A 24,947-nucleotide genomic window follows, 5' to 3' on the forward strand; every position below is an offset into this window, starting at 1 on the left:
TAAATAATACGTTCAACAAATAAATGTAAATTTTATATTGCTGTACATTACAGAATTGATGAAAAAGATTTTTCTATTACTTTTATTTGTTTTGGGTTTACTGTTGGTGTCAAATAATGTTATGGCTTGTAAAAGTAAAGTATCGAATTCTGCTTTTCATAAGAGAAATCTCAAAAAATCTTGATAGCCTATAATCTGTCAATTTTAGAGCATTACTGTTCAAAATACCTATTTCTATGTTTAAATTCAATTTTAAAAGAGCTTTAAATAAAGTGACTTTGATCTGATATTAAACGATTCACTTAAAAACAGCTATTATGTATTCATTAAAAAATATAATGATGGCAATGCTTCTATTGCTATCAGTTGCAAACTATTCTCAAATTAAAAATGCTTCTACTGAAAATATTAAAATATATGGCAAATGTGACATCTGTAAAATCAATATAGAAAAGTCCGGTAATCAAAAAAATGCTGTGATTGTCAATTGGGATAAAAATACTCAAATCGCTTTGATTTCTTATGATCCAAAGAAAACCAATACCAATCAAATTCTAAAACGTATAGCCTTGGCAGGTTATGATAATAGCAGTTTTCTAGCAACAGACGCTACCTATGCCAAGCTGCCAGATTGTTGTAAATATATACGAGAAGCAAAAAAAGTAACGCCAAAATCAGAAATAGATACCAAAAAGCAAGATGTTAATCCTGAAACAGACTCTATATCTTCTTTACAAAAAGTTTACGACGCTTATTTTAATCTTAAAGATGCTTTTGTTCAGTCAAATAATATAGCAGTTTCTGTCAACGCAAAATTATTGTTAGAGGCTATTTCTTCTGTAAAACCAGAATCTTTATCCTTACAGGAATATAAAATCTGGATAAAAGTAAATTCACTATTAACTGCACAATCAAACGCGATTATAACAGTAAAAGTTATTGGTAAACAAAGAGAAAGTTTCAAAGAATTGTCCCAAAATCTATATGAAATTATTAAAACTTCTAAGCCGGCACAACCTGTGTATTATCAATATTGCCCAATGAAAGATGCCAACTGGCTTAGCAAAGAAAATGCTGTAAAAAATCCATACTATGGTGCTCAGATGTTAAATTGTGGTAATACGATAGAGATTATTCAATAATTTGAAAATATAAAAATGAAATCAATTTATATAATGCTGCTTTTTGCTGTGACAGTAAGCGCGCAAAAAGTGGTGCGTTATGATCTTTATGTCAGGGATACATTGGTCAATTTTACCGGATTACCAAAAAGAGCTATTGCTGTTAATGGACAAATTCCAATGCCCACACTTACTTTTACAGAAGGCGATATTGCCGAGATTTATGTTCACAACGAGATGGATGAAGAGACATCGCTTCATTGGCATGGGCTATTTTTGCCCAACAAGGAAGATGGTGTTCCATATCTGACTCAAATGCCTATAAAACCCCGCACAATCTATAAATATACATTTCCCATAATCCAAAACGGAACGCACTGGTATCACAGTCACAGTGGACTTCAGGAACAAATAGGAATGTATGGATCTTTTGTTATAAATAAAAAAACAGATGATCCAAATTTCAGAAAAGGGATTGATGATCTGCCAACGATTCCCGTTATTTTAAGCGAATGGACCGACATGAATCCAGATAATATCCACAGGCTTTTGCACAATGCGAGTGACTGGTTTGCTATTAAAAAAGGAACAACCCAAAGTTATGGAGAAGCGCTCAAACAAGGACATTTTTCCACGAAAGTGATCAATGAATGGAAACGAATGAACGCCATGGATGTGAGTGACGTGTATTACGATCGTTTTTTAATAAATGGTGCGAATGAAAGTAGGCTTACACAATTTAAAGCGGGAGATAAAGTTCGTTTACGGGTTTCTAATGGTGGAGCTTCAAGTAATTTCTGGCTGACTTATGCAGGCGGTAAAATTACGGTCGTAGCCAATGATGGTAATGATGTAGAACCAGTTGCAGTTGATCGATTGCTTATTGCCGTGTCTGAAACGTATGATATTGTGATCAATATTCCAGAAAATCAAACTGCATACGAGTTTTTAGCTACGCCTGAAGACAGAACCAAATCAGCCTCTTTGTATATTGGTTCCGGCATCATACAGCTTGCAGAACCATTACCTAAATTAAAATATTTTGAAGGAATGAAGATGATGAACGGCATGATGAAAATGAATGGCAATCTGGATGACATGGGTATGAGTATGTCATTAAATCAAATGGATATGAACGTGGTAATGTATCCTGAAATAACCGGAGAGACAACTAAAAAAGAAAAATCTTCACATAAAAAACATAACGAAGGAGCAGAGCAATACAATAGCAATGCATTATCAGATATTGTAACTTTAAATTACAGCATGCTTAAATCTACTGTAAAAACAACTCTTCCTAAAGATGTACCAGTAAAAGAACTTCGGTTTGAACTCACAGGAAATATGAATCGTTATGTGTGGAGTCTGGACAATAAAGTGATATCAGAAACAGATAAAATCCTGATCAAAAAAGGAGAAAACGTTCGTATTGTATTGTACAATGGTTCTATGATGCGTCATCCGATGCACCTTCATGGACATGATTTTCGTCTGCTCAATGGTCAGGGAGATTTTGCGCCGCTAAAAAATGTGGTAGATATCATGCCGATGGAAACCGATACGATTGAATTTACTGCTAATGCTGAAGGCGATTGGTTTTTTCATTGCCATATTCTCTACCACATGATGAGTGGCATGGGAAGGATTTTTAGCTACGAAAACCAGAAAACCAATCCTGAAATTCCCAACTCAAAAGCCGCACAGAAAAAGCTTTTTGCTGATGACAGAATGTTTCATTTTATGGCGCAAAATGATTTTGCAACCAACGGTAATGATGGCGAAGCCATGTTGCAAAATACCCGATGGAGTATAGGTACAGAATGGAGGCTGGGTTATATGGATATGCATGGTTATGAAACCGAAACTCATATTGGCAGGTATATTGGCAAAATGCAATGGCTTATGCCTTTTATTGGATTTGATTGGCGATATCGTAAAATGGAAATGGGAGAACGCGAAGAAAATCTCTTTGGAAAAAGAAATACTAAAGATAATCGGGCGGTATTTAGTGCCGGAGTTAATTATACTCTTCCGATGCTCATTGTAGCGCAAACGGAAGTTTACACTGATGGTAATTTCCGTCTTCAGCTCGAACGCATGGATATTCCACTTTCCAAAAGACTCCGAATGAATCTTATGTGGAATACAGATAAAGAATATATGATGGGTTTAAAATACATAGCAGCCAGGAATTTCGGATTTACGACACATTACGATAGTGATATGGGAATAGGATTTGGACTAAACCTGAATTATTAGAATGTACTTCCAAATTAAAATATTCAGTTAAAAAAAGCCTGTAAACAATAAGTTTACAGGCTTTTTTGGAAGATTATGAGATAAGAACATACATTATATTTTTAAATATTTAAAGACAGATGTGTCACGAATTTCCATAAATTCATTCGACCATTTTAAAGACGATGTATATCGAATGTTAGGCGGGAAAATATGTAGTTAGAAGATTTAAGGTTGTCTCATAGATCGGCCTCTGTCTTACTTTTGCAAGTAACCAAGCCAAAAAGCTCATGATTAAAATGTCCTTAGGTCCATTTTGAGATGTAATTATAAAATCCTCTATTGTTTTTTGAAATTTTTCAGTTCTTATAATTTCGGGTTTCATTACATATTGTTCTACAAACAAGAGATATTGCACAACTCGTTCTTCATTCACCGTTAAAAGGTATTTTTTATAACGCCGTTTAAAACTTTTTATTCGTGATATCACCAGTTCAGTATTTTCTTCCTGTATATGAAGTAAGATTTCCACAAGACACTTTTTTATTGTCCAGTCCATACCCATTTTTTTTTCGTACCAACTGTCCGTATGGTTTAGTTTTGCCATTTCTTTTACGGCATTGCGTCCGGCATTTTGCTGTATATAAAAAACGATAAGCATAAGACGAATGTCGTTACTGTCATTAGGATCTGTCTTTTTATTTAAAGTTAAGGACTTCTCAGCAATTTCTATCGCTTTTTGAAAATTTCCAAGATAGTTTTCATTGAAAGAAAGCAGTAAAAAATACCTCAAACAAAAACGATGATAGTATTTCTCAGACTGTTTCTTCAGTTCTGTAAACATCGAATTAAGATAGTTTAAAGACTCTGTAAACCGACCATTACGAAAATAGAAGTTGGCTATAAAATACAATATGTAGATATGGTAGTACAAATGCTTATCGGTCAAATCTGCTTTTTTATTAATAAACCGATAGCTTTTAATAACAAATGGCTGTATAAGTGAGTAATTGTTGTTTATAGAAGCGTATTCATTGGCAATAAATAATATCTGGTACAGCGATTTAAAAGTTAATCCCTGTTTTAACGATATTCCGTATGTTTCAATAGTATTTTTTATAAGCGACTGGAAGTCTATAATTCGACTTTCATGATGAATAGCAGCTAGTTCACGACGTAAAACAGCATATCCCAAATTAAGCTGCTGCTCATATTCGAGCTTTTTTTTATTTGTTTTGAAATTCTGTATTATTTTTTCAATTGGCTGTGACAAATCAAAATGAGCAAATTGTATCTGAGTCAGATATATTTCATTAAGCAAACTAAAATGCTCAATGTTTGTTGCGATTTCTTCAGCCTTTGCCAAACATTTAAAAGCCGTTTTTTCAAGTTTATGCTCAAAAAATAAGCGACTCACAACAATAAGACGAAGTATTGCGTTGTCTTGCGAAGTATCATTTTCAAAACTTCGATTAGCCATGAAATCAATCATGTTGTCATAAAGTCTTTTTCTTTGAGCATGATAAACATCAGCACTTTTTTTATCTGATGAATTCTTTTTTTTAAATTTTATATCGTCAGTTTTTAAAGAATTGAATAATGCTATATTAACAGTGTCTTTGCGTTTGTTTTTTTTAGATAAATATTGTAAAAATGCTTTTTTATCGCTTTCATTCATAATATTCGATATCTCGTGTAGTGCATTCATAAATATGGTTTTATTGAAGTAAAAATAATAAAAATCAAGTTTTATATCGTCAGTTTTATAAATAAATTGATTTTTATAACTCATGTTACATGCTGAAATTTGTCTCATAATTATAAAACATAAAATTATGGAACCGCTAAAATCAAATGAATTAAACAACAATTCAGAATCAAAAAACGCAAGATTAAATATTGAATACAGCCCTTTAAAACCAAGTGCGGCCTTTGTGGGAGCTTCCTGGATGACATTAATTATAGGTATGACCTCGTATTGTATTGGTCTTTATAATTCTGAAATGGCCTATAATGAAAAAGGTTATTATTTTACAATTCTTCTCTTTGGTCTTTTCTCAGTAATATCAGTACAAAAAAGTGTACGTGACAAGCTAGAAGGTATACCCGTAACTGATCTGTATTACAGTATAAGCTGGTTTAGTACTATTGCCTCTATAGTATTGCTTGTAATTGGTCTGTGGAATGCTGATTTACTGCTTAGTGAAAAAGGTTTCTTTGGAATGTTGTTTGTATTAGGGCTATTTTCGTCGCTTGCTGTGCAAAAAAATACCCGAGACCTTAAGCAATTTGAATCGATTAATGTATAATATTTTAGCGGAGCCCCATTACTGTCACAATACTGTGCAGTTTTGGGGTTTTCTAAAGTCTAATTCACATGATTATGAAATCTAAATACAAATCGATTATTTATGGCATTGGAGTATTATTACTTACGGCTGATATTTTAAATAAATTCTGGTGGATATATATTTGTACCAGATACACTAAGTTTGAAGATTGCAAGGCTGCTTATCTTAGTTTGTTTCCCGAATGTCTTCAGAATGCTTTTCTCTTAACTGTCATTGAAATATTTTTATTAGCAATAGCAGCGATTATCTTTTCAGAATCTAAAAAGACAGCTTATCTAAAAAAGTTATCCAAAATTTTGATGATAATTTCTTTAGTCCTGTGTGGGTGGAGTGTTTTTTCTTTAATGTAAAAAAAAAATCATTTTCTCTTTTACAGGGTTAAATAAAAAAGCTCCGGATTTCTCTGAAGCTTTTTTATTTAGTAACCTAAACGGATAATTCGTGAACCGTTTTGATGATTTGAACACTTGGATATTATTTTATTTGAAGATATAAGATTCTTTCCTTGTAGTCTTATAGTTTATTGAATCTTTGTTTTAAATATTGAACAACATGTAGAAAAGAAAAAACCCTACGAATCTTTTGATTTGCAGGGTTTATCGAGTTTTAGAGGTTTTTTTGAAAACTTTAAAAATTTTGCTTTTTCTTAGTTTTAAACCTTTCGCGGAGGAAGAGGGATTCGAACCCCCGGACCTGTTACAGTCAACAGTTTTCAAGACTGCCGCATTCGACCGCTCTGCCATTCCTCCAATATGTTGCGATCATTTGCTGATTGCGAGTGCAAATATAAGACGCTTTTTCGGTTCTCAAAACTTTTTTAAAGCTTTTTTACTGATTATTTTAAATTAATTTTCAAGTGTCTAATAATCAGTATTTACTAAAAGAACATTTTTACGTTAAATAATGCAATTAGTCTAAAATCGGCATTGGTTTTTTGTTTTCATCAACCGCAACAAACGAAAAAGTTCCTGAAACTACTGTTTCACGAAGCTCTGAATACATTTGTTCCATGAAAATATCAACATGAATTTTACAACTCGTTCTTCCAACATTTACCACTTTAGCAACTAATTCGATTAAAGTACCGGCCGGAATTGCTTTTTTAAAATCAATTTGACCTGTAGATATTGTTACTACTTTTTTGCGGCTGAATCGCGTAGCACAAATAAAAGCAACTTCGTCCATTAGATGAAGGGCAGTTCCTCCAAATAAAGTATCATAATGATTCGTTGTACTCGGAAAAACCGCTTTAAAAATATGCGTCTCAGATTTTACAATTCTTTCTTCTAATGTCCCCATATTCAGTAACTAACGTATTCAGTTATTTCTAATCCGTATCCAATCATTCCAACACGTTTTGTTTGTTCAGTGTTTGAAACTAATCTAATTTTAGAAATATCGATATCATGCAAAATTTGAGCTCCAATTCCGTAATCTTTACTGTCAATGATAACTTTTGGTGCTTTCATTGTTCCTCCGGCCTGCAATGTTTTAAGTTCAGAAATTCTGTTTAATAAATTAACAGCCTGCATATCCTGATTAATAAAAATAACGGCACCTTTTCCGTTTTCATTAATCACCTTAAACATATCGTCTAATTGTTGTTCAGCATTGTTGGTCAATGTTCCTAATAAGTCATTGTTTACTTGCGAAGAGTGAATTCTCGTTAAGATAGCTTCACCAAGATTCCATGTTCCTTTTGTTAAAGCAATATGAATTTGTTTATTTGTAGTTTGCTCGTAAGCTCTTAATCTAAAAGTTCCAAATCGGGTTTCGATATCGAAATCTTCTTTTTTAACGATTAAGCTATCGTGTTGCATCCTGTAAGCCACTAAATCTTCAATAGAAACTAATTTTAAGTCGAATTTCTTAGCAACTTTTACAAGTTCAGGCAAACGAGACATCGTTCCGTCTTCGTTTAATATTTCGCAAATAACACCAGCCGATTTAAAACCAGCTAATCTTGCAAAATCAATAGCGGCTTCTGTATGTCCTGTTCTTCTTAAAACACCGCCTTGTTTCGCTACCAAAGGAAAAATATGTCCGGGTCTTGCTAATTCGTGTGGTTTTATATTTGAATCTGTCAATGCTAAAACAGTCTTATATCTGTCTGCAGCCGAAATTCCTGTCGTTACTCCATGTCCTTTTAAATCAACAGAAACCGTAAAAGCAGTTTCCATATGATCTGTATTATTTGTAACCATTGGTCTTAAGTCCAATTCTTTACAACGGCTTTCTGTTAATGGAGCACAAATTAATCCGCGTCCGTGCGTAGCCATAAAATTGATCATTTCAGGTGTTACTTTTTCAGCTGCAGCCAAAAAATCACCTTCATTCTCACGATCTTCATCATCGACTACAATGATAACTTTACCTTGACGAATATCTTCTATAGCTTCTTCAATGGTGTTGAGTTGTATTTTTGTTGACATAATTATTCTTTGTTTTGAGCGGGTGAAAATCGCTCGGAAATTTTTTGAAATAGTTGTGATATTGGAGTTGTAATGGCATCAAAATTAATTAATCCATTATCATTTGTGGCTCGATACGTTAATAAAATCGCTAGAGGTAATAATATGAAAGAAGACATCCATGATCCCATAAACGGAGTCATACCGCCTTCCTGAGACAATCTTTTTCCAAAAGTATTAATGAAGTGGAAAGTAATAAAAATTAAAACCGCAAATACAATTGGTAATCCAAGTCCGCCTTTTCGAATAATGGCACCTAATGGAGCACCAATAAAAAACATTAAAAAACACGCAAAAGCAATCACGAATTTCTCGTACAATGCAGTAAGATGCTTGTTGATGTCTCTTTGTTTTTCTTTTAAATCTTTTTGAGTAGACTCTATAGAGTAAATATTACTAGTAACAGTACTACTAGCCATTTTTAAAATATCTGACTTTTGCTTGTTGGTATAAAGAGATAAAAGATTGTTAGGCAACGGTTTTTTCTTTTTATCTGTTTTTAAAACTTTTGGAGCAGCTTTAATTCCTACTCGCTGATTTATGTTTTCTGAAAAAGAAATTATTTCATTGTTCAGACTTTTGTTTAAAGAGTCTAATGTATAACGTAATTCATTTACATTCAGCATTCCGTTTGTGCTACCTACATTTTCTTTATCTTCATCAACCTTGTTTAATTCAGATAAATCAATATTGATGATTTGCTTTTTAAAATCACTTTTTATAAAAGGAAGTTTAGCACGATCTTCGTATTTTTTTGGAGTAACATCCTGATAATAATAACCATCATTTAAAACAAGTTTTAAAATACTCGATTTTTCATTACTGATCAATTTACCGTTTTTAGCTTTAATTACCGTTTTGTTTTCACCGTAATTATTTGCTTTTTCATGAATAGTAACCCCGGTTAAAATGTTTCCGTTTTCACCTGACTTTTTATTTACCTTAATATTATAAGTTCCAACATCGTTAAACTGACCTTCGGCAATTGCCATGGCAGGTTTAGCCTGAGCAATGTTTTTTCTGAAATTGACAAATTTATATTCGGCATACGGAATCACATTATTGGCGAACCAAAAGGCAACGATACTCAAAACGAATATAAAAACGATTAAAACCCGCATCGCTCTTTGCAATGATATTCCAGATGATTTCATGGCTGCGAATTCGTAATTTTCAGCCAGATTTCCAAAAGTCATAATAGAGGCCAACAAAACCGACAGCGGTAAAACCAACGGAATTATTCGGGGCATTGAGAATAGAAGGAATTTTACAACTAACAACAAATCAAGGTCTTTACCTGCAAGTTCAGAGATAAAAAGCCAAACAGTTTGAAGTATGAATATAAAAAAAAGGATTACAAATACCGTAGTAAATGTAATCAGGAATGTTTTTAGTAAGTATTTGTCTAAAATTTTCAACCTTGGTTTAATCTAATTTGTTGATGTAATATTTTGGATATTTGCTCGCAACAAAGGTAAATTGATTTTTTGATAAAGGTTGATTGGTTTTAAAAGAATTAACGGTTAAAGTGGTTTTTGTTCCATTTTTTCCTGTTTCAATCAAATTATAGATGTGTTTTGTCTGAACATCAATACCTAAAAGAATCTCTTTTCTTTGATCTTTTGTGTTTGTAGGCGCTAATTTAATGTATTGAATTTTTCTTCCTTTTACATTTTGAACAATATCCATATTGTATTTGTATCCTGAATTAAAGAAAGTAAGCATTTTTGAAGGCGTAATAGCATTATCGTCTTTTTCGTTTACTTTAGAAATAGTAACTTCTTCATCTTCTGGATTAATAGTATACGTTTTTTGTCCGTCAAATATTTTAGTTACACCCATGAAATTCAATACATATTGATTGCCTTTCATGACTACATTCCCTTTGCTGTCCTGATTGATGTTTTCTTTAGCGTTATTCAAAGAATATTTAAAGTCAATAGAGATATTATCGTAGCTTTTGATTTTAGTAGTAACTTCGTTCAATAAATCCTTAGCTTTTTTATCCTGAGCCTGAATAGAAGCAAAGCTCAAAAGAAATAAAACTGCTATTTGAAAACATTTTTTACTTCTGTTTGTGATAGAATTGATGTTGATTTCTTGAAATTTTTTCATGATGGGGTTAATTTTGTTCATTATTAAAAAATTGATCAAGAGCACTTAAATCAGAAATATTCACGCTACGTGCTTTACTGCCTTCAAACGGACCAACAATTCCTGCTGCTTCCAGCTGATCGATCAAACGACCGGCTCTGTTATATCCTAATTTTAATTTTCTTTGCAATAAAGATGCTGAACCTTGTTGTGCATTGACAATAATTTCCGCAGCTTCTCTAAATAAAGTGTCTCTGTCAGAAATATCCATATCAAGATTGATGCCAGTTTCTTCTCCAACAAACTCCGGAAGCAAATAAGCCGTGGCATACGCCTTTTGTGAGCCAATGAAATCTGTAATTTTTTCAACCTCAGGAGTGTCAATAAAGGCACATTGAACACGCGTTACGTCATTTCCATTGGTATATAATAAATCTCCTCGTCCAATTAACTGGTCGGCACCTTGAGTATCAAGAATAGTTCTTGAGTCAATTTTAGAAGTTACCCTAAAGGCAATTCTCGCAGGGAAATTCGCTTTAATTAAACCTGTAATAACATTTACCGAAGGTCTTTGTGTTGCGATAATTAAATGAATACCAATAGCACGTGCCAATTGAGCCAAACGCGCAATCGGAATTTCAACTTCTTTTCCTGCGGTCATAATCAAATCGGCGAACTCGTCGACAACCAAAACAATGTATGGTAAAAATCGATGTCCGGCTTCCGGATTTAATTTTCTCGCTTTAAATTTTTCGTTGTATTCTTTAATATTACGAACCATCGCATCTTTTAATAACGAATAACGATTATCCATCTCAACACAAAGAGAGTTTAAAGTGTTTACAACCTTTGCGTTATCTGTAATAATAGCATCTTCGGTATCAGGAAGTTTGGCTAAATAATGTCTTTCAATTTTATTGAACAGGGTTAACTCTACTTTTTTCGGATCGACCAAAACAAATTTTACTTCGGCCGGATGTTTTTTGTATAAAAGAGAAGTTAAAACCGCATTTAAACCAACAGATTTCCCTTGTCCTGTAGCACCCGCCATCAATAAGTGAGGCATTTTAGCTAAATCGACAACAAAAGTTTCATTAGAAATGGTTTTTCCTAAAGCAATTGGAAGTTCCATTTCAGCTTCCTGAAACTTAGCTGATCCAATAACACTTTTCATAGAAACCATAGTTGGATTCTTGTTTGGAACCTCGATACCAATAGTTCCTTTTCCTGGAATTGGTGCAATAATACGAATTCCTAAAGCTGATAATGATAAAGCAATATCGTCTTCTAAGCTCTTAATTTTAGAAATCCTGATTCCGGCTTCCGGTACAATTTCATATAAGGTTACCGATGGACCAACAGTTGCTTTGATTTGGGCAATTTCAATTTTGTAGTTACGAAGCGTATCTACAATTTTATTTTTATTTTCTTCTAATTCTTCCTGATTAATCGTAATTCCGCCAGTCGAATATTCTTTTAATAAATCGATGGTTGGAAATTTATAATTTGATAAATCTAAAGTTGGATCAAATAATCCAAAATCAGCTACCAGGCGAGAAGCCAGGTTTTCTTCGATAATATCTTCTTCTTCCGCTTTTTCAATAACAAACTCTTCCGTATGAACAGGATTTACTGTTATTGGATTTATATCCATTTGCATTGGTTTTAAAACCGGATTCAAATCAATTTCTGATGAATTTGAAATAGTTGGTTTTAAAGCTTCTTTGTTGATTTCGAATTGAGTATCATCTGTTTTTAGATGAATATTATCCAATTCAGGATCTTCTTCCTCAATAGCAAATTCTTCTAAATTATAAGCGCTTTCCGGTTCGTGGGGTTTGTTTAAAGAATTCAATTCTGATTTAAATTCTTTTTTAGTAGAATCGAAATACGATTGAATTTTTTCCGGAGATAATTTTATTTTGAAAATCAAATACACAATTAATCCAAAAAGCAAGGATAATAAAGTTCCTGTTTTTCCGATGTAATCTTGTGAAAATAAATTCAGTTCATAACCAATTGTTCCGCCTAATTCAGGAGCTGAAGTGGCGAAAAATCCAAATAAAACAGACAGGATAATAATGGCAAACAAATCCCAGAACCAAATGTTTTTAAGTTTTCTCAGTGATAATTCCAGAGCTAAAAACATTCCGGTCAGGAAAAATAAACGCACCAATATAAAAGAAGCAATTCCGAAACCTTTATACACGATCAAATCAGCAAGAAAAGCCCCGAATTTTCCGAGCCAGTTTTGCACAACTTCAGAGCGATCATCAAGCTGACTTACAGCGCTTTGATCTAATTGCCATTGTCCGTTGACGTAAAAAGAGATAAATGCAACTAATAATGCAATAGAAAATAGTACCAAAAGGCATCCTAAAACAAAACGTTGTTGTTTAGTAGGTCTCCAAGATCTTAAATTCTCAGCTTTTGGTTCGGTTTTTTTATTTACAGTTTCTTTTTTGGTTGTTTTTGCCATTCTTGCGTTCCTATTGCCTATATAAATTTGGGTAAATAAATAATCAAGCCTATTGCTATTGCTGTCATTGCGGCAAAAAATACCGCTCCAGCAGCAATATCTTTAATAAATCCGATTCTTTTACTGTAATCAGGATGAATAAAATCAGCTATTTTTTCAACTGCCGTATTCAATCCTTCAACACTTAAAACTAAACCGATTGCTAAAGTTTGACAAAGCCATTCGGTTTGTGAAATATGAAAATAGAACCCGGCAATAGTCATTACAATTCCTAATGAGAACTGTACCATAATGCTGTGTTCTGTTTTAATAAGTTTTACAGCTCCGTTAAAAGCATAAGTCATGCTTTTTAATCGGCCTGTAACAAAAGTATTATCTTTTTGAAACTCCATTTAAATGGTATTATTGTATTAAAGTGCTGCTAAAGCTGCTTCGTAGTTTGGTTCGTTTGCAATTTCAGCAACTTGTTCAGTGTGTAACACTTTTCCGTTAGCATCAACAACGATAATAGCTCTAGAGTGTAAACCTGCTAATGGTCCGTCAACGATTTCTAAACCATTTGCTTTACCAAAAGCACCTTCTTGAAAATCAGATAAGTTTACTACATTTTCTAATCCTTCAGCTCCACAAAAACGTTTTTGAGCGAATGGTAAATCTCTTGAAATACATAAAACAGTAGTATTTTCTAAGTTACCTGCACTTTCATTGAATTTTCTAACAGAAGTTGCACAAGTTCCTGTATCAACACTTGGGAAAATATTTAAAACTAATTTTTTACCTGCAAAGCTGCTTAATGAAGCTACTGATAAATCATTTTGTATTAATTTGAAATCAGCTAGTTGTGAACCTACTGTTGGTAATTCTCCTGAAGTGTGAATAGGATTTCCTCCTAATGTTATTGAAGCCATGATATTTGTTTTTTTATGAGGCTCAAAAGTAAGGATTAATATTTGAATCTAAAAGTATTTGTTGCGGGTTCTGAACGCCTAATTTTTATTGTCTGGGAGAATTTTATCAATAAAAAACGCCAACTGTAGAAGTTGGCGTTTTTTTAATAATTATTCAAAAGCATACAAGTATGACCTTTGAATGCTATAAGGATAATTAAGGTCGTGTAGTTGCTTTAGATGATGAGGTAGAAGCAGAATTTCCATCAATATTTGATTTGGTTGATAAGTTGTCAAATAAATTGAGATTCGAAGAAAAACAAGCAACAAAAAGCATTAGCACTATTCCTTTCTTTGTAAATAAATTCTTTTTCATTTTTGAGGTTTGATTTAAGATTGTTCACTAAAAATAGAATAAGATAATTACATATACAAGTAAACTAGAATATCTTTTTTATTTACTAATTAGTTTTTGCTTTTTTTTACGCGAGAGGGATAGGAACTAACTGCCGAAGCAGTGTGGATAGCCCGACAGCATTGGAGAAAGGGGCGAATAAGCACAAAGTAAGTAGCCCCTTTTTCTAATGCTGTCTCGCCCAAATGATAATTTTCATACATAAAAAAAGCGTTCCTTTTCAGAAACGCTTTTCAGTAGTCATGTTTTTTTGTTTTTTCTCTGAAAGGAGGTCGATATTATTTATCGATAGAACCTAAAACACGTTTCATAAACGCATTTAAGGCTTCTTTTTTATCTGTGCCCTGAACCACCATTTTGTGTACTTCAAGTGCACCGTACATATTTGAAATTAATTCACCAATTACATCTAATTCTTCATCTTTTAGAGAAGGAATCTCAGTCATCGCTTCAAGAACTTCAATCGTTTCAATGATATAATCCTGATCGTTTTCTTCGATAAATTGGGTCAATTGCTTTATTACGGGTAATTTCATTTTTTAGATTTTTAGATTACTGATGATTCGATTTTTAGATAAGATTCGAAAAATCTAACAGTCTAAAAATCTAACGATCGATTTACGCGATAGCGTTTACCAAGTCGATTAAAACTTCTTGTTTGTTGGTTTGAGTTTCACCAACCAATTGTCCGTTTACGAAAGTTGCAAAAGTAGGCAAGTTGCTTACATTGGCTAATTTTCTTGATTCCGGAGAATTTTCAGCATCCACCAAAACAAAAGTGATAGCTTCATTTTCTGTTGCTAATTTTTTGAATTTTGGTTTCATAATACGGCAATTTCCACACCATGAAGCTGAATATTGTACTACTACTTTTTCGTTTTTAGCAACTAAATCTGCTAACGTATCTTCGTTTAAGTCGATTAACATGTTTTTGTTTTTAAGGTTCAAAGTGGCAAAGGGACAAAGTTTTTTTAAACTTCGTTTATTTTTGTGCTTTGTAGCTTTGTATGTTTTTGAATAATTTAAAGTGGCAAAGGTTCAAAAGAACAAAGTTTTTAAACTTTGTTATAGAGCAGCAAAAACCTTTGCAACTCTGTACCTATGAACCTTTGTACCTTTATAAAAAAAAATTAGTTTGCGCTTAAGTACTCAGCAGTACTAACTCTGTCTGCAGACATAGCTTCTTTTCCAGCTTCCCAGTTTGCAGGACAAACTTCACCTTTTTCCTGAATGTGTGTGTAAGCATCAACCATTCTTAAGTATTCGTTTACGTTACGGCCTAATGGCATATCGTTAACACTTTCGTGGAAGATTTTTCCAGTTTCGTCAATAAGGTAAGTAGCTCTGTAAGTTACGTTTGAACCTTCGATAACAACTGAATCAGTTTCTTCGCTGTAAGTAGTAGATTCGATATCAAGGATACCTAAAATGTTAGCTAAGTTACGGTTTGTATCTGCTAAGATTGGGTAAGTTACACCTTCGATTCCACCGTTGTTTTTTGGAGTGTTTAACCAAGCAAAGTGTACTTCGTTTGTATCACATGAAGCTCCGATTACGATAGTATTTCTTTTTTCAAATTCTGGTAATGCAGCTTGAAAGGCGTGTAATTCAGTTGGACATACAAAAGTGAAATCTTTTGGGTACCAAAACAATAATACTTTTTTGTTGTTGTTTACTGCTTCTTCAAGAATGTTGATTTTTAAGTTGTCACCCATTTCTGAGATAGCATCTACTGCAATACTTGGGAATTTTTTTCCTACTAAAGACATATTTTTCGTTTTTAATTAAAAATTTATTTGATGCAAAAGTAGGGTATAAGTAAGGCTTCTTACAATAAGATGTAATTATTAATATTTATTTCATAATAACTTTTTGTTATAACGAAAAACAATAAAGATGTAAGTTATTGAATGTCAATATTTACGGGTAAGCTCCCGAAACAATTACTATTTTCAAGAAGTTGAATTCCTGCAATTTTTTGAAATTCATTAAAATCCTGATATACCTGAATTAACCCAGAAGCCTTTTTGAGATTTGAAATTAAAGGTAAAACGTAAGGATTTCCGAAGACATAAAGGATACATTTCTTCGTTTTTAATAAATTTGAAAGTAATATAAAAACGTCATCCTGAACTTCAAAATTATTTAAAGGTTTTGCTTTTGGAACAAACAATGAAATAATTATGGTTTCGAAGTTTTCCAGTTCTTTTTCAATTGATTTAATATTGGAAACTTCTAAGTTTTCAAAAGCAAATTCTGGAGTATTTAATTTTGAATTTAATGTTTTGAAAAAAGTATTCTCGACATTTTTATATAAACTAAGTTTAGCTAATTGATTGTTTTTTTGAGCATCAAAAGCTAATTCTGAGTTCGAATTGTCAATGATTTTTGTAATTGAATTTTGAGCAATTTCAAGATTTAATGCTGATGCTTTTTCGAAGTTTAATTCGCCGGAAGTAAATTCATCTCCAGACAAAATTCCAACTTTTTGTTTTGCTTTTCGAATTCGGTTGAAGCTCTCTTCGATGCGGTCCGGTGAAGCATTTTTAAGAATCGCTTCAATTCCTTCCGGAACATTTTCGGCGAAACATAAAATATCGTTTCCGGCATTAAAAGCTTCCCATTCAAGTTCGCCTTTTGTTTCATACAATTTAGAAACACTGTGCATATTTAAGGCATCAGAAATTACTAAACCATTATAACCTAGTTTTTCTCGTAAAAGCGTTTCGATAATAGATTTTGATAAAGTTGCCGATGTATTTTTTCCGTCATTTAAACTCGGAACAGCCAAATGCCCAATCATAATTGAGTCGACATTATTTTCAATTCCTTTAATAAACGGATATAATTCGTTTTCTAATAATTCTTCCAGAGTTTCGTTTAAAACCGGAAGTCCTAAATGGGAATCAACATTGGTGTTTCCGTGTCCGGGAAAGTGTTTCAGACAGCCTAAAATACCAACTTCAGACATTCCATTTAAATATTCGACCGCAAAATCAGCGACTTTTTCTTTGTTTTCACCAAAAGAGCGATATCCAATAACCGGATTATTTGGGTTATTGTTGATGTCTGCCAAAGGCGATAAATTATAATGAATTCCGGCTGCTTTTAAATCTAATCCAATTTGTTTTCCAACTTGATAAACCAAATCAGATTTGTTTTCAGGTAAAGCGCCAAGTGTAATAGCATAAGGATATTGAGGTGTTTTTTCGATGCGCATTGCTAAACCCCATTCTGCATCAATACTGATTAAAAGTGGAGTAGAAGCGGCTTTTTGATAGCGAACAATTAAGTCTTTTATTTTTTGATAACTATCATCATTAAAAACAACTTTTTTCTTGCTTTCATAATTCGTTGCGGCACTGGCACGGCTGTGAAAAAAAGTCAATCCGCCAATGTTATGTTCTTTAATCAAACGTTCGGTTTCCTGAATGTTCTCTTCGGTATCGTTTATAAAAACAGCAGGAAAAAAAAATTGTCCCACTTTTTGTTTTAATGCTTCAGCTGTCATTTTCATTATTATAAAGTCTTTTTCATGCAAACACTGTTTTCAACGTTTTCATAAGGCGGATAATTGGGAATTATTTCATATCCCGATTTTTGGTATAAGGCAATGGCTTCGGGTTGTTTTTTTCCGGTTTCTAAAACCGTGTAAGGATAATTACTTTCGGCTGCCCAAAGTTCCAGAGCTGCTAAAATCTGAGAAGCAATTCCTTTTTTTCGATAATCCGGATGCACATACATACGTTTGATTTCTACTGCATCTTTTTCCTTTTCCCGAAAAGCGCCACAACCAACAGCAATATCATTGTCATAAAAAACAATCACATGTTTTATTTTATCAATTTTATTAAACTGATTATAAAAAGTGTGTTCTTCTCCGTCTCTGATTTTTAAATCCTGATCTAATAAAGCGACCAGATTTATAAAATCGATATCATCAGAGTTGGTTCGTTTTAAAATGTTCATGATACAAATTGCAATGAAATTTATTCCTATTTCAGTTTGCTTTTCTTTAGTTTAGCAAGCTGTGCTTTAGTGTGTAATGCTTTTTCTAATCGATTTTTAAATCGAAAGAGTTTAGGCAATCCTTCAATTCGGTCTTCGATAGTGATTTCTTCAAAAACAATAATTGCTTTTTCTAAAACCCTGATCTCGTTATCGATATCGTTTTGGTTTTTGTAGATCGTCGCTAAACGATCATAAGGATGGTTTCCTTTAAAGCTTTCCTTGACATTTTCCTCATACAACTCAATTGCTTTTTCAAATTCTCCTGTTTTCTCGAACTCAGACCCTTTCAGGTTGCGTTCGGCCTGCAAATTCTCATTGATTTCCATATGTAAGATGTTTGATTTGGGGTTAAACTTCTACTTCTGATTTTTTCCCAAAATCTTTCGGGAAAATTAAAAAACGTGATAAAATAATTCCTGGAATCGTGGCAAGAAATACCCAAATAAAGAAATTTCCATAGCCTAAATATTCCTGAATATAACCGCTAACCATTCCGGGCAACATCATTCCCATAGCCATAAATCCGGTTGCAAGAGCGTAATGTGCGGTTTTAGATTCTCCTTCAGCCACATAAATCAAATACATCATGAAAGCTGCAAATCCAAAACCGTAACCAAATTGTTCGATTATTACAACAGCATAAATATAATAAATAGAAGCCGGATGAAAATGCGCTAACAAGATAAAACCAATTATTGGTAAGTGCATGGTTAAAATCATTGGAAGCATCCACTTTGTCAGACCTTGTTTTGAAATTGCAATCCCGCCCAGAATTCCGCCTAAGGTTAAAGCTATTAATCCAAAAGTTCCGTAAATCAAACCAATATCTTCGGTTTCAAGTCCCATGCCGCCTTTTTTGATTGTTTTTTGATTTCCTTTATTAACAATCAATACATCTACAAAGTCAATTCTGGCCTTATTTGCATTTTTATATTCTTCTTTATCTTTATTTTCTACTTCTTTCAAAGGTTTCTTCTGATCTCTCATTTCCACTAAAATAGGAAGATTAGAATAAAGTGATTGTAACTCTGAATCAGATAATTTTTCTCCGTTTTTAACTTTTAAATTATATAATTCTAACGCTTTTATCTGACCTTCGTCTGATCCGTTTTCTACTAATTCGTATTTAATTGGATCTACTAAAAAAGGCGTCAGCATCTTAATTAATTGCGATTCTCCTAATCTGAATAATAAGATAAAACAAAGCACTATTATAATTTGTTTTTTCCTGAAGAAACTTGCAAAAATGCTTGCAAAACTTTGTTTATTAGTATCTACAGGTTTTTCACTTGCGTTTATTTCGGTTTTTGGTGTTGAGAAAAAATTGTATACCGTTATAAAAGTCATTAACAAGCCAACAGCAATCATAGTATAAGACCAGGCTTTGGTATTGTCACCATATTTATGTTCCAGATATCCGGCTAATAAAACAATTAATCCGTTTCCGGCCAGCATCGCAAGTCTATAAAAGGTACTTCTGATTCCGATAAAAAAAGATTGTTTATCTTCCGGTAAAACCAATAAATAAAAACCATCGCTGGCAATATCATTAGAAGCAGAGGCAAAGGCCGCAACCCAAAAAATGGCTAAAGTCATCATGAAGAAACCATTTGTGGGAATTGTAAAACCGACTAACAAAAACGCAATAGAAATAAGCAATTGCATTGACAAAAACCATTTTCTTTTGGTTCCGAATAACTCAATAAATGGACTCCATAATGGTTTGATTACCCAAGGTAAATATAATAAACTGGTGTAGAGACCAATATCTTTGTTAGAGATCCCAAGCTTCTTGTACATGATAACCGAAACGGAAATAATGACGGCGTATGGTAAGCCAGAGGCAAAATTTAGTAACGGAATCCAAAACCACGGTTTATTATCTGTTTTCATTAGGCTGCGCAGGTGAATATATTTTAAACGTCTTTTTTAAGTCGATCGTAGTTGGGGTACTTTCGTTCGCAAAATAATCAATAAATGTTACAGCACAAGCTTTATACTGATTCATTTTTTCAGCAGGAATCGAAAACGTAATGAGATCGTTGATTTCATGCACATTTATTTTTTCGATTATTTGAGTTGCATCATTGGTATTGACTCTTGAAATATGATCTGCACCATAAATTACCATATAACGCACTCTCGTATTTAGCGGAGATTTGATGGTAAATTTATAAAATGAACTGTCTTTTGCAAATTCGTTTACGGTTGGAATATCAATAACAATTCGTTTTAAATTAGGAACTGCCGGCGGAAGTGCAGGATATTTATATTGATTTTCTTCTAAAAGACGCACTATATCGAAGTTTTTATCTATGAACCATTTTGAACTGAAATAAGCACTTCCGCCCACTTTTTTGAAACTTCTGGCATAATCAATCTGCGTTGGAATTTCGCTCACATAATTCCAGCTTTTGTCACCATCGCCTCTAATTTTATAAGAAGCATGACCAATATAAAGTGCTGTGTTATTAGAATTTTCAGACCACCATTTTACTAATTTAGAATAAGAAGCTCTCGGATTATTCATGCTCCAATACAATTGAGGCATAATATAATCGATCCATTTTTGATCCATCCATAAAACCGGATCAGCAAATAAATCATCATAATTAGCAGTAGATTGTGTCTCAGAACCTTTTGGATCTACGGATTTGTTACGCCAAACGCCAAACGGACTAATTCCGAATTGAACCCATGGTTTGCTTGCTTTTATTGTGGTAGAAATCGTGTGCACAAAATTGCTCACATTCGCACGTCGCCAATCGCCAAGTGTTAAACCTGAACCGTATTTTTTGAAAGAAGCAGTATCATTAAACACTTTTCCGGGAACGGCATAAGGATAAAAATAATCGTCAAAATGAATCGCGTCGATATCGTATTTATCAACAACTTCTTTTACGACTTTCGTTAAATGCGTCTGAACTTCCGGCAAAGCAGGATCATAATATAATTTTCCGCCGTATTCGATCATCCATTCCGGATGTTTAAAAACGTCGTGAGTTGGGCTTAAAAGATTTTTGTTTAAATCGAAAGTGGCACGATACGGATTCATCCAGGCATGAAATTCAAAACCTCTTGAATGTGCCTGCTCAATCATCCACGCCAAAGCATCATAATACGGAGCTGGCGCCTGACCTTCTTTACCGGTTAAAAAACGCGACCACGGAGCCAGTTCTGAAGGATAAAAAGCATCACCAACACTTCTAATCTGAACAATTACAGCATTATAATTTAGTTTTTTATACGTATCTAAAATCTCAATAAAATCAGCTTTTTCTTTTTCGACACCGTCGATGGCTGTTTTAGGCCAATCTATGTTTACTACAGTTGCTATCCAGACACCTCTAAATTCAGTTTTTGGATGTGATGTTCTTTCTTGCGAACTGGCATTCCAACCAATGAATAATAAAAATAGGAGAGAGTATATTAAGTGCTGATTTTTATGCATTTCAATCTTTTTTAAACAGAAATCAAAAATAGTTTTTTTAGCCGATTATAATAAATAATTCAGAAATTATAATTCGAACGTTATTTATTTGATTTTCATGTGTTTGGTTTTGAATAAATTTACGAAAAATAAAATTATATATATATTGTGTGTATTTTGCCACGAATTGCACGAATTTTCGCGAATTATTTTTGCCACAAAGACGCTAAAACACAAAGTTTTATTTAATAAAAAAATCTGCTTAATCTGTTCAATCTGCGAGAGAAAATTTTAAGCAGATTAAAATGATTCTTTCAGATTATTTAATATCAATTTCACGCAGATTTAAAAAGATTTGAGCAGATGGGCACAGATTATTTTTATAAAAATCTAAAATTTAATCTGCTTAAATCTGCAGAATCTGCGTGAAACAAAATCATTTTAATCTAAATAATCTATAGCAAAAAACTAATTCGTGGCAATCCTTTAATTTGGGAAAGAAATTTTTCCCATTGTTACCGACGGAATTCCTTTTTTTGTTCCAAAATTGTAATCTCCTCCGGCAACCGTTTCATTGGCTAAAATGGCAAATAATACAGCTTCTTTGGCATCACTTAAAATACCCAAATCATCGCTTTTTTGAAATTCGCAAGGCAATAATTCTTTCAATCCTTTAACCAATAATGGATTGTTGATACCGCCGCCCGACATATAAATTTTGACATCTTCGAGTCGATTTGTACTGTTTTGAACTACAAACTGAATCGCTTCCGCAATCGTTTCTGCACTAAGCTGTGTTAAAGTGGCTAGCAAATCTGGTGCCGAAATATTTTTTAAGTTCGTTTTTAAAAGTGCATTTTGAACAAACTCAAAATTAAACAATTCCTGACCAATGGTTTTAGGGAAGCTTTTCTTGAAAAATGAATCGTTTTTTAATTCCGTTAAAAGTGCTTGATTGACAGTTCCTTTTTGGGCAATTTCGGCATCTTTATCGTAACTTTTTTCAGGGAAATAATGTTTCGTATAAATGTCGATTAAGGTATTTGCGGTTCCAGTATCGGTTACAAAAACGTCGCTGGCGTTTAAAGAAGCAGGCAAATAAGTAAAATTTGCAATACCGCCCATGTTGAGCATAATTCGGTTTTCGCCTTTTTTGCTGAACAATAAGTAATCGCCATAAACAGCCAAAGGTGCACCTTCGCCACCCGCGGCAACGTGTTTTTGCCTGAAATCTGATAACGTAATAATTCCTGTTTTTACCGCAATATGATCGCCATCTCCAATTTGTAATGTTGCATTTGGAAATTTTTCCTGCTGATGCAAAAACTTCGGAGCGTGCAGAACCGTTTGTCCGTGCGAAGCGATCAAATCAACTTCATGCGCAGGAATATTCCATTTTTGAAGACAATCGTTAACCATATTCGCATGCAAAATTCCGATCCATTCGTTTAGTAAAGCAAAATGCTGAAAATCGACCGTTTTCTTAGCAAACACTTTACGAATTTCGGTTTTAATATCTTCGGTATAATTAATGGTTTCGAATTCCAGAATTTTTACAGCTGTATTTTCGCCCGCGCCAGAAATTTCACAATACGCAATATCAAGTCCGTCGAGTGAAGTTCCGGACATTAAACCGATTATTTTTCGGGTTTCTTTTTGAGCGAGATTGTACAGCGTACTTATATTTTTATTCATTCAGATTATTTTAAAAAAAGCCATTTTATTTGGTAACGCTAAAATCAGATTTATTCAGCTATAAATATACTAAAAAAGGAATTTTTTATTGGAGAAATTCATTATTTCGAAAAAAAAAAGCTCAAATCAGAAAAGTAATAAAATGGGTAAAAAGTTTTACAATTAATAAGTTGAAAACCTTAATGTCGAATAAATTTTATGAGCTTGTTTTTTAGTTAAGTTTGCCTCGAAATTCTTCAAAATCGCTTGGTGAGTTTTAATCTATATCAATCAAAAAATCAAAATTTTAATTAAGAAATTCTATGAAAACATTTTTTTATTCTGTTGCTTTATTGTTGCTGTCTTTTTGCATCAAAGCACAGGAAAACAGCCCTTTTACAACTGGATTTGAAGAAATAATCTCATCAAAAATATTAGGTCAGGAACGCAAAGTCTGGATTCATATTCCTGAAATCAATGGAGGAAATAAAATCAAGAACAGAGGAAATTATCCTGTACTTTATTTATTAGACGGAAGCGAAAATTTTAATACCGTTGTAAGTATTACAGAACACATGGCTGAATCAAATCTTTGTCCGCCGATGATTGTGGTTGGAATTTTGCACCAAAACAGATTAGTCGATTTAACGGTTGGTACCGATAAAGAATTGCCTAAAATTGTTGGCGGCGGCGAAAAATTTATGGCGTATATCGAGAAAGAACTGATTCCTTATATTGATAAAAATTACCCAACAACGTCGTATAAAACTTTTGTCGGACATTCGCTTGGAGGCTTGACCGTTGTGAATACTTTTTTACACAATCCGAATTTATTTAACTCGTATGTTTCTTTGGATGCTTCACTTTGGTGGGACAATCAGAAACCTGTAAAAGAAGCCAAAACGATTTTACCAACTCAAAACTATAAAGGAAAAACCTTGTTTATGGCCATGGCGAACCGTCTTGAAAAAGGCGTAGATACATTAAGTGTTCAAAAAGATACAAGTGGTCATACGTCGCTTATTCGCAGTAATTTAGAATTTATTAAAGAACTTTCAAAAAACAAAAAGAACCAATTGCGTTTTAAATACAAATTTTATGAAGACGACAATCATCCTTCGGTTCGCTTAATTGGTGAATATGACGCGCTTCGATTTATTTTTGGGTTTTACAAGCTTACTATTTATGACAGCCAATTAGATAATCCTGATTTTAAATTGGATGAATTATTGGCAGATCACTACAAAAAAGTTTCTGAAAATATGGGCTATACCGTGAAGCCGGGAGAAAGCCAAATTAACAATCTTGGTTACCAAATGTTGGGAGCAAAACAATATACTAAAGCCGAAACTTTATTTAAACTCAACATTGCCAACAATCCGGAAAGTGCCAATTGCTACGATTCTCTGGGCGATTTATATCTTGCAAAAGAAGATAAAACAAAAGCTATTGAAGTTTTCAAAAAAGCTTTAACACTGCAGGCAATTCCGGAAACGAAAGAGAAGTTGGAAAAATTATTAGCAGAGAAAAAGAAATAAAATTATTTTATTATAAAATGTAAAAGCTCAACTGTTTAGTTGGGCTTTTTTTTATGTCTTATTCTATTGTTTACATGACGTATTGTGGTTAATAAAGAAGATGTTTTAGGGTTGCTTTACTTCAAAAGTTTATCAGCCAAAATAATAAAATAAAAAAACATCATGTCAACATTCTCAGAACAAGTTCATATTACTATTGACGAATTTACACAAACCGTTGTGTACTACGATTTAGAGT

General features: G+C 33.1%; 22 protein-coding genes and 1 tRNA gene. 5 read left to right on the top strand and 18 right to left on the bottom strand.

The window, feature by feature from the left end; translation table 11 throughout:
• The first annotated feature begins 317 nt into the window (after positions 1–317).
• Together GKZ86_RS24485 and GKZ86_RS24490 are read left to right on the top strand one after the other, a co-directional pair.
• Complete coding sequence (locus tag GKZ86_RS24485; RefSeq protein WP_194632476.1) at positions 318–1,142, top strand: DUF3347 domain-containing protein; 825 nt, start codon at positions 318–320, stop codon at positions 1,140–1,142.
• A 15-nt stretch (positions 1,143–1,157) separates the two neighbouring features.
• Positions 1,158–3,380, top strand: a complete 2,223-nt coding sequence (locus tag GKZ86_RS24490) for a multicopper oxidase domain-containing protein (RefSeq protein ID WP_154785649.1) — start codon at positions 1,158–1,160, stop codon at positions 3,378–3,380.
• A 178-nt stretch (positions 3,381–3,558) separates the two neighbouring features.
• Here GKZ86_RS24490 and GKZ86_RS24495 read toward each other — a convergent pair whose 3' ends face one another.
• On the bottom strand, positions 3,559–5,175 hold the full coding sequence (locus GKZ86_RS24495; RefSeq protein ID WP_154785650.1) for a tetratricopeptide repeat protein: 1,617 nt from the start codon (positions 5,173–5,175) through the stop codon (positions 3,559–3,561).
• A gap of 19 nt (positions 5,176–5,194) precedes the next feature.
• Between GKZ86_RS24495 and yiaA the strand changes: the two genes are divergently transcribed.
• Both yiaA and GKZ86_RS24505 read left to right on the top strand, forming a co-directional pair.
• Positions 5,195–5,668, top strand: coding sequence for an inner membrane protein YiaA (gene yiaA, locus GKZ86_RS24500; protein ID WP_154785651.1), 474 nt, complete (start codon positions 5,195–5,197; stop codon positions 5,666–5,668).
• A 74-nt stretch (positions 5,669–5,742) separates the two neighbouring features.
• The gene (locus GKZ86_RS24505; RefSeq protein WP_154785652.1) at positions 5,743–6,060 is read left to right on the top strand and encodes a hypothetical protein; all 318 of its coding nucleotides are present in this window, start codon (positions 5,743–5,745) and stop codon (positions 6,058–6,060) included.
• 314 nt (positions 6,061–6,374) lie between these two features.
• On the opposite strand, the gene GKZ86_RS24510 is transcribed toward GKZ86_RS24505, so the two are convergent.
• From GKZ86_RS24510 to GKZ86_RS24590, 17 genes are all read right to left on the bottom strand, one after another.
• Positions 6,375–6,459, bottom strand: a tRNA-Ser gene (locus tag GKZ86_RS24510).
• Positions 6,460–6,619: 160 nt separating this feature from the next.
• The gene (locus GKZ86_RS24515) at positions 6,620–7,009 is read right to left on the bottom strand and encodes an acyl-CoA thioesterase (protein ID WP_154785653.1); all 390 of its coding nucleotides are present in this window, start codon (positions 7,007–7,009) and stop codon (positions 6,620–6,622) included.
• Positions 7,010–7,011: 2 nt separating this feature from the next.
• Positions 7,012–8,142, bottom strand: coding sequence for a 3,4-dihydroxy-2-butanone-4-phosphate synthase (gene ribB, locus GKZ86_RS24520; RefSeq protein ID WP_154785654.1), 1,131 nt, complete (start codon positions 8,140–8,142; stop codon positions 7,012–7,014).
• 2 nt (positions 8,143–8,144) lie between these two features.
• On the bottom strand, positions 8,145–9,599 hold the full coding sequence (locus GKZ86_RS24525) for an LptF/LptG family permease (protein ID WP_154785655.1): 1,455 nt from the start codon (positions 9,597–9,599) through the stop codon (positions 8,145–8,147).
• A 7-nt stretch (positions 9,600–9,606) separates the two neighbouring features.
• Positions 9,607–10,296, bottom strand: a complete 690-nt coding sequence (locus GKZ86_RS24530; RefSeq protein WP_228526550.1) for an outer membrane lipoprotein carrier protein LolA — start codon at positions 10,294–10,296, stop codon at positions 9,607–9,609.
• Between the two features lie 7 nt (positions 10,297–10,303).
• On the bottom strand, positions 10,304–12,754 hold the full coding sequence (locus tag GKZ86_RS24535) for a DNA translocase FtsK (protein ID WP_154785657.1): 2,451 nt from the start codon (positions 12,752–12,754) through the stop codon (positions 10,304–10,306).
• A 17-nt stretch (positions 12,755–12,771) separates the two neighbouring features.
• Positions 12,772–13,146, bottom strand: coding sequence for a diacylglycerol kinase (locus GKZ86_RS24540; RefSeq protein WP_154785658.1), 375 nt, complete (start codon positions 13,144–13,146; stop codon positions 12,772–12,774).
• An 18-nt stretch (positions 13,147–13,164) separates the two neighbouring features.
• A complete protein-coding gene (gene tpx, locus GKZ86_RS24545) occupies positions 13,165–13,662 on the bottom strand; it encodes a thiol peroxidase (RefSeq protein WP_154785659.1) in 498 nt (165 codons plus the stop codon).
• A 672-nt stretch (positions 13,663–14,334) separates the two neighbouring features.
• The gene (locus tag GKZ86_RS24550; RefSeq protein ID WP_017495510.1) at positions 14,335–14,592 is read right to left on the bottom strand and encodes a hypothetical protein; all 258 of its coding nucleotides are present in this window, start codon (positions 14,590–14,592) and stop codon (positions 14,335–14,337) included.
• Positions 14,593–14,674: 82 nt separating this feature from the next.
• Positions 14,675–14,983: a co-chaperone YbbN gene (locus GKZ86_RS24555; protein ID WP_007805605.1), complete on the bottom strand. Its 309-nt coding sequence runs from the start codon at positions 14,981–14,983 to the stop codon at positions 14,675–14,677.
• A 203-nt stretch (positions 14,984–15,186) separates the two neighbouring features.
• Entirely contained in the window at positions 15,187–15,825 is a 639-nt protein-coding gene (locus GKZ86_RS24560) for a peroxiredoxin (RefSeq protein ID WP_154785660.1), read from the bottom strand.
• A gap of 134 nt (positions 15,826–15,959) precedes the next feature.
• The gene (locus tag GKZ86_RS24565) at positions 15,960–17,573 is read right to left on the bottom strand and encodes a glycoside hydrolase family 3 protein (protein WP_154785661.1); all 1,614 of its coding nucleotides are present in this window, start codon (positions 17,571–17,573) and stop codon (positions 15,960–15,962) included.
• A 2-nt stretch (positions 17,574–17,575) separates the two neighbouring features.
• Positions 17,576–18,025: a GNAT family N-acetyltransferase gene (locus GKZ86_RS24570; RefSeq protein ID WP_154785662.1), complete on the bottom strand. Its 450-nt coding sequence runs from the start codon at positions 18,023–18,025 to the stop codon at positions 17,576–17,578.
• Between the two features lie 26 nt (positions 18,026–18,051).
• A complete protein-coding gene (locus tag GKZ86_RS24575) occupies positions 18,052–18,393 on the bottom strand; it encodes a tetratricopeptide repeat protein (protein WP_154785663.1) in 342 nt (113 codons plus the stop codon).
• A gap of 22 nt (positions 18,394–18,415) precedes the next feature.
• Positions 18,416–19,960 carry an MFS transporter gene (locus GKZ86_RS24580; protein ID WP_154785664.1) on the bottom strand — a complete coding sequence of 515 codons (1,545 nt, stop codon included), beginning with the start codon at positions 19,958–19,960 and terminating at the stop codon, positions 18,416–18,418.
• Positions 19,947–21,518 carry a glycoside hydrolase family 10 protein gene (locus GKZ86_RS24585; RefSeq protein WP_154785665.1) on the bottom strand — a complete coding sequence of 524 codons (1,572 nt, stop codon included), beginning with the start codon at positions 21,516–21,518 and terminating at the stop codon, positions 19,947–19,949. The genes GKZ86_RS24580 and GKZ86_RS24585 overlap by 14 nt, the downstream gene beginning before the upstream one ends.
• Before the next feature lie 465 nt (positions 21,519–21,983).
• Positions 21,984–23,192, bottom strand: a complete 1,209-nt coding sequence (locus tag GKZ86_RS24590; RefSeq protein ID WP_154785666.1) for an anhydro-N-acetylmuramic acid kinase — start codon at positions 23,190–23,192, stop codon at positions 21,984–21,986.
• 302 nt (positions 23,193–23,494) lie between these two features.
• Here GKZ86_RS24590 and GKZ86_RS24595 point away from each other — a divergent pair, with 302 nt between their 5' ends.
• The gene (locus GKZ86_RS24595; RefSeq protein ID WP_154785667.1) at positions 23,495–24,709 is read left to right on the top strand and encodes an alpha/beta hydrolase-fold protein; all 1,215 of its coding nucleotides are present in this window, start codon (positions 23,495–23,497) and stop codon (positions 24,707–24,709) included.
• Positions 24,710–24,947: the final 238 nt, after the last annotated feature.

It is taken from the genome of Flavobacterium sp. LC2016-13, from assembly GCF_009707955.1.
In the GTDB taxonomy this organism is placed as follows: domain Bacteria; phylum Bacteroidota; class Bacteroidia; order Flavobacteriales; family Flavobacteriaceae; genus Flavobacterium.

Coding starts and splice junctions, on each gene's coding strand:
- GKZ86_RS24550 (WP_017495510.1), bottom strand. CDS start 14,592: ATGAAATTACCCGTAATAAAGCAATTGACCCAATTTATCGAAGAAAAC.
- tpx (WP_154785659.1), bottom strand. CDS start 13,662: ATGGCTTCAATAACATTAGGAGGAAATCCTATTCACACTTCAGGAGAA.
- GKZ86_RS24555 (WP_007805605.1), bottom strand. CDS start 14,983: ATGTTAATCGACTTAAACGAAGATACGTTAGCAGATTTAGTTGCTAAA.
- GKZ86_RS24530 (WP_228526550.1), bottom strand. CDS start 10,296: ATGAAAAAATTTCAAGAAATCAACATCAATTCTATCACAAACAGAAGT.
- GKZ86_RS24515 (WP_154785653.1), bottom strand. CDS start 7,009: ATGGGGACATTAGAAGAAAGAATTGTAAAATCTGAGACGCATATTTTT.
- GKZ86_RS24490 (WP_154785649.1), top strand. CDS start 1,158: ATGAAATCAATTTATATAATGCTGCTTTTTGCTGTGACAGTAAGCGCG.
- GKZ86_RS24495 (WP_154785650.1), bottom strand. CDS start 5,175: ATGAGACAAATTTCAGCATGTAACATGAGTTATAAAAATCAATTTATT.
- GKZ86_RS24570 (WP_154785662.1), bottom strand. CDS start 18,025: ATGAACATTTTAAAACGAACCAACTCTGATGATATCGATTTTATAAAT.
- GKZ86_RS24590 (WP_154785666.1), bottom strand. CDS start 23,192: ATGAATAAAAATATAAGTACGCTGTACAATCTCGCTCAAAAAGAAACC.
- GKZ86_RS24540 (WP_154785658.1), bottom strand. CDS start 13,146: ATGGAGTTTCAAAAAGATAATACTTTTGTTACAGGCCGATTAAAAAGC.
- GKZ86_RS24505 (WP_154785652.1), top strand. CDS start 5,743: ATGAAATCTAAATACAAATCGATTATTTATGGCATTGGAGTATTATTA.
- GKZ86_RS24575 (WP_154785663.1), bottom strand. CDS start 18,393: ATGGAAATCAATGAGAATTTGCAGGCCGAACGCAACCTGAAAGGGTCT.
- GKZ86_RS24485 (WP_194632476.1), top strand. CDS start 318: ATGTATTCATTAAAAAATATAATGATGGCAATGCTTCTATTGCTATCA.
- GKZ86_RS24595 (WP_154785667.1), top strand. CDS start 23,495: ATGAAAACATTTTTTTATTCTGTTGCTTTATTGTTGCTGTCTTTTTGC.
- ribB (WP_154785654.1), bottom strand. CDS start 8,142: ATGTCAACAAAAATACAACTCAACACCATTGAAGAAGCTATAGAAGAT.
- GKZ86_RS24585 (WP_154785665.1), bottom strand. CDS start 21,518: ATGCATAAAAATCAGCACTTAATATACTCTCTCCTATTTTTATTATTC.
- GKZ86_RS24535 (WP_154785657.1), bottom strand. CDS start 12,754: ATGGCAAAAACAACCAAAAAAGAAACTGTAAATAAAAAAACCGAACCA.
- GKZ86_RS24580 (WP_154785664.1), bottom strand. CDS start 19,960: ATGAAAACAGATAATAAACCGTGGTTTTGGATTCCGTTACTAAATTTT.
- yiaA (WP_154785651.1), top strand. CDS start 5,195: ATGGAACCGCTAAAATCAAATGAATTAAACAACAATTCAGAATCAAAA.
- GKZ86_RS24565 (WP_154785661.1), bottom strand. CDS start 17,573: ATGAAAATGACAGCTGAAGCATTAAAACAAAAAGTGGGACAATTTTTT.
- GKZ86_RS24560 (WP_154785660.1), bottom strand. CDS start 15,825: ATGTCTTTAGTAGGAAAAAAATTCCCAAGTATTGCAGTAGATGCTATC.